The sequence below is a fragment of the Bradyrhizobium sp. genome (genome assembly GCF_035273305.1).
Taxonomy (GTDB): domain Bacteria; phylum Pseudomonadota; class Alphaproteobacteria; order Rhizobiales; family Xanthobacteraceae; genus Bradyrhizobium.
This window is the reverse complement of record NZ_DATEPI010000073.1, coordinates 1-4,283: the sequence shown is the minus strand read 5'-3', so window position 1 is coordinate 4,283 and position 4,283 is coordinate 1. Positions and strand designations below refer to the sequence as shown.

Here is a 4,283-nt window from a genome sequence, read left to right as displayed (position 1 = left end):
CCACATGTCGATCCCGCCAAGAGCCACACCAATGACCGTGCCGAACTTAGACCACAACGGTTTGACGTTACGAACGGGGTAGAGGTCTTTCCCGACCGGAGAGTCGCGCCAGGCATTCTCGTACCCGACCAGTTCATCATTGGCGCGGCCGGCGCCGAGCGCGGTGTTAACGTGTTCGGCGGCCAACATCGCGCTGCCGATCGCGTTGTGGACGCCCTTGATGCGCGGCACGTTCACAAAACCTGCCGCGCAGCCGATCAGCGCGCCGCCGGCAAAGGTCAGGCGCGGGACCGATTGATATCCCCCTTCGGTGATGGCCCGCGCACCATAGGCCAGCCGCTTGCCGCCCTCGAGTAGGTTGCGGATTGCGGGATGGGTCTTGAAGCGCTGGAATTCGTCGAACGGCGACAAATATGGATCGCTGTAGTTGAGATGCACGACAAAACCGATCGCCACCAGGTTGGTGTCATAGTGATAGAGGAAGGAGCCGCCGCCGATGGAATTGTTGAGCGGCCAGCCGAACGAATGCTGGATCAGGCCTTTCTGATGCTTCGAGGGCTCGATCTCCCAGACTTCCTTCAGCCCGATGCCGAACTTTGGCGGTTCGCTTTTGGCGTCGAGAGCGAACTTCGCAATGAGTTGCTTGGTCAGACTGCCCCTGGCACCCTCGGCGAACAGCGTGTATTTGCCGAGCAATTCCATGCCCCGCGTATAGGACGACTTGTGCGAGCCATCCTTGGCGACACCCATGTCGCCGGTGGCGATACCGCGCACCGCGCCATTTTCGTTATAAAGCACTTCGACAGCAGCGAAGCCCGGATAGATTTCGACCCCGAGCGCCTCAGCCTTTCGCGCCAGCCAGCGGCAAACATTCCCGAGCGAGCCGATATAGCAGCTATGATTGTTCATCAGCGGCGGCATCGCGATCGCCGGTAGCGGAATGGCCGTCGTTTTCGTCATCCAATAGAACTTGTCGACCTTGACCTGCGTCTTCAGTGGGCAATCGGCATCCTCACGCCAATCCGGAACCAATCTGTCGAGCGCCACCGGATCGATCACCGCACCCGATAAAATGTGCGCGCCGACTTCGGAGCCCTTCTCCACGACAACAATCGTCAGATCGGCATTGAGCTGCTTCAGCCGTATCGCGGCGGCAAGGCCGGACGGTCCAGCGCCGACAATCACGACGTCGAATTCCATGGATTCGCGCGACGGCAACTCTTCCGTGCTCATGATCTCATCCCCGCCCGATTGGGACATCTTCCGTGTGAAAGCCCGTTTGTTTCCGATTTTTCGTCTGAGAACAACATGGAAATACCCGCCCGGACATTTCGTTGCGGCCCCATACACGTTACAGTTAGGAGATGCTTGGACATTCCGCCATGACGTTCGAAAGCCCGCCTACCATTCAGCAATTGCTCGCCTTTTATCTCGAGGCCGGGGTCGATTGCGCGCTGGCGGACGAACCGCTCAATCGCCTGGCCGATCCTGACCCCGTTCCGGCCGCGAGCCCGATAGCCTCGGCCAAGCCGCCCATCCCCGGCGCTCCGATGCCAACGGCGCGCGCCGACAAGACGCTGCCGCCGGAAGCCGTAATCCTTTCGGCACGCGAGGCCGCGCGAACAGCGCCAAGCCTCGAAGTTCTGCGCGCGCTTCTGGAAAGTTTCGAAGGCTGTGCACTGAAGTCGACCGCCACCCGGCTGGTATTTGCCGACGGCAACCCGCAGGCCCGGATCATGTTTGTTGGCGAGGCTCCCGGCCGCGAGGAGGATCTCGAAGGGTTACCGTTTGTCGGCCGTTCAGGTAAACTGCTGGACCGGATGCTAGCCGCCATAGGGCTCGACCGCAGCAATGCCTACATTGCCAACGTCATTCCATGGCGACCACCTGGCAACCGCACCCCGACGCCTCAGGAGACCCAAATTTGCCTGCCGTTCATTCAGCGCCAGATCGAACTCGTAGATCCTGACGTGCTGGTTACTTTGGGCAATCCTTCGACCCAAGCACTGCTGGGAAAGCGCGAGGGCATCATGAAAACCCGGGGCAAATGGTTCGACTACGATACCGGAACCCGCGTGATCCGCGCTTTAGCGACCTTCCATCCGGCCTATCTTTTGCGCTCCCCCTCATACAAGCGAATGGCATGGCAGGATCTGCGCGCGATTGCAAAAGCGCTGGAACGGCAATCGGCTTCCTCATCCTGACGGCGCGACCGCCTCCTCCTCACCACAAGCATCACCTCAGGGCGACTTCGGCCGCACGATCGCCCAGCCGATCCGCAGCAGCGGCTGTCTTCCACTCACGAACCAATCGAAGGCGCGCGGCACTTCGGCGACCAGACCGGGAAACCGTTGCGCGATTTCGGCTGGTGGGGTTCCGACCGTATCAGCGGCGCGCCAGACCACGACGCCCCCGGTTTGGTTGAATTTCGCCAGAGACCACCAAGGTGTCCGCTCTGGCGCGGTCAGCAAAAGGAAATGTGGACGGCTGGTGCCGAGTGCGACCAGGGATGCAAGCTGCGCGTCACCGGTGACAGCCGCCAGAGAATGATTGGTACGTCGCTCAAAGCTGTCGCCAAAAAAACTCGCAATGGATCTCGCGGGCAGCGAGGTCGCGACCTCGCCGGCCCCCGTCCAGGGCACAAACAACGTGGTGGCGATCACCGCGACCGCGGGCGCAGTAAGGGTCGCCACCCAGACCAACCGCACCAACCACTGACGCCGCAGATGGATCACATCGTCCGCCGAAACGATCGTCGCAAGACCCGACATCAACAAGGCAATACCGGCGCCACCCGCAACATGATCGAGGCCGAACAGCGCAGAAGTCAGGGTGCCAAGCAACGCCGGCGCGATGGCGAAGAAATAAACATATTCGCGCGCAAAGGGATTGACCGGCGGACGATTGATGATCGGCGCCTCTTCCTTCTTGCCGCCGAACCAGCCGGAATTAAGCAGAACGAGCAGCACGATGGCTGAGACCGCCGCCGCCAGCCAGCCAACCAGTGACGTCCACTCCTGCGCCCTCGCGCTCCACGCCATCGCCGGCCAATGCGGCAGCAATGGAATATCGGCGCGCATCAGCCAAACCAGATAAGGCAACGCGAGCACGACAATCACGAGCACCGCGAACGCCGGATCGAAAGACAGCAAGCCCAGCCGTCCGCGCTTGGTGGCGAGCGTAAAGGCTATCAGCAGCAGCAACAGGCCCGGTGCAGCGGAACTTGTGAGCAGCAACAGTCCGGCCTCAATCGACCACGCGAACCAGGCATTGCGGCGGTTCTGGCCGATCAACCGCCAGGAATGCAGCAGCATCAGCGCCCACAGCGGCCGAGCCAGGACGAGCGGGCCGAACTCGACGCCGGGCGAACTGAAGGTGGTGACCGTCATGGTCAGCAGCACCGCGAGTACCGCCTGTTGCGCCCCGACAATGGCGCGCGCCAACACAAACAGCGCCCAGAACATCACGATCGAGCAAAGTTGAGCCAGCACATAGACGCCGAATACGTGATTGCCGGCCGCGCGAAACGCGATGTCGCCAAGCCAGAACGCGAGCGGCGGACCGAGATCGGTGCCGACCTGATATTCGCGGCCGTAGGCCAGCACCATCGCAAGGTCGCCGGGTGGGCTGGTATAAAGGAATAGAGGGACTAGCAGCCAAAGCGCTGCGTGCAGCAGCACTACCGACCAGACCACAAGACGCGGTCGCGCGCGGATCAGTTCGACGATCAGGGGAGTGAAGCGCATGCGACGTCCGAAATGCCCAAGCCGGCGCTATTGGATTCTCGAACGTGTGATAGAGCGCGTCGATCGGCGAGGCAACTCGTCAAATACCGTCCGCGATCTGGACTTCGATTGAGCTTTCGGTTGCAACGACGCCGGGCTCGATCGCCGACTGCCTTTCCCGAGCTGCCACCACTGGCGCGAACAGACGGCGGTGGTGAACGGTAGGTCCGAGCCTTCGCAGCGCCTCGAGATGTTCGGGCACGCTGTAGCCCTTGTGCGATTCAAAACCATAACCGGGGCAATCCTGCGCCAGCGCGCACATCAGCCGATCGCGCGTGACCTTTGCAATGATCGAGGCCGCCGCGATCGAGACGATCAGTCCGTCGCCGCCGATCACGGCTTCGCAATCGCATTGCGTATCGAGCCGATCGCGGCCGTCGACGAACACGTGCTTCGGCATTTCCGGCAGCGCGTGCACCGCGCGCTTCAGCGCCCACAGCGATGCTCGCAAAATGTTGTCGCGGTCGATCCGGGCTGTGGAACCGTAGGCCACCGCAA

The 4,283-nt window shown here is 61.7% G+C and carries 3 protein-coding genes and 1 pseudogene; 1 reads left to right on the top strand and 3 read right to left on the bottom strand.

Annotated elements, in window-relative coordinates:
- Window positions 1-1,233, bottom strand: a 1,233-nt coding sequence (locus VJV58_RS04845; protein ID WP_324136206.1) for an NAD(P)/FAD-dependent oxidoreductase, incomplete at its 3' end; no start/stop codon positions are given.
- A gap of 149 nt (window positions 1,234-1,382) precedes the next feature.
- On the opposite strand from VJV58_RS04845, the gene VJV58_RS04840 reads away from it, so the two are divergent.
- A complete protein-coding gene (locus tag VJV58_RS04840; RefSeq protein WP_324136205.1) occupies window positions 1,383-2,204 on the top strand; it encodes a uracil-DNA glycosylase in 822 nt (273 codons plus the stop codon).
- Between the two features lie 36 nt (window positions 2,205-2,240).
- On the opposite strand, the gene VJV58_RS04835 is transcribed toward VJV58_RS04840, so the two are convergent.
- Both VJV58_RS04835 and VJV58_RS04830 read right to left on the bottom strand, forming a co-directional pair.
- Window positions 2,241-3,746 (bottom strand): glycosyltransferase family 39 protein, encoded by a 1,506-nt coding sequence (locus VJV58_RS04835; RefSeq protein WP_324136204.1) that lies wholly within the window; start codon window positions 3,744-3,746, stop codon window positions 2,241-2,243.
- Between the two features lie 79 nt (window positions 3,747-3,825).
- Window positions 3,826-4,283, bottom strand: a pseudogene (locus tag VJV58_RS04830) (ribonuclease HII); the annotation flags it as partial.

What these genes read in the sequence shown, in the direction of transcription:
- VJV58_RS04840 (WP_324136205.1), top strand. Translation starts at nt 1,383, where the DNA reads ATGACGTTCGAAAGCCCGCCTACCATTCAGCAATTGCTCGCCTTTTAT.
- VJV58_RS04835 (WP_324136204.1), bottom strand. Translation starts at nt 3,746, where the DNA reads ATGCGCTTCACTCCCCTGATCGTCGAACTGATCCGCGCGCGACCGCGT.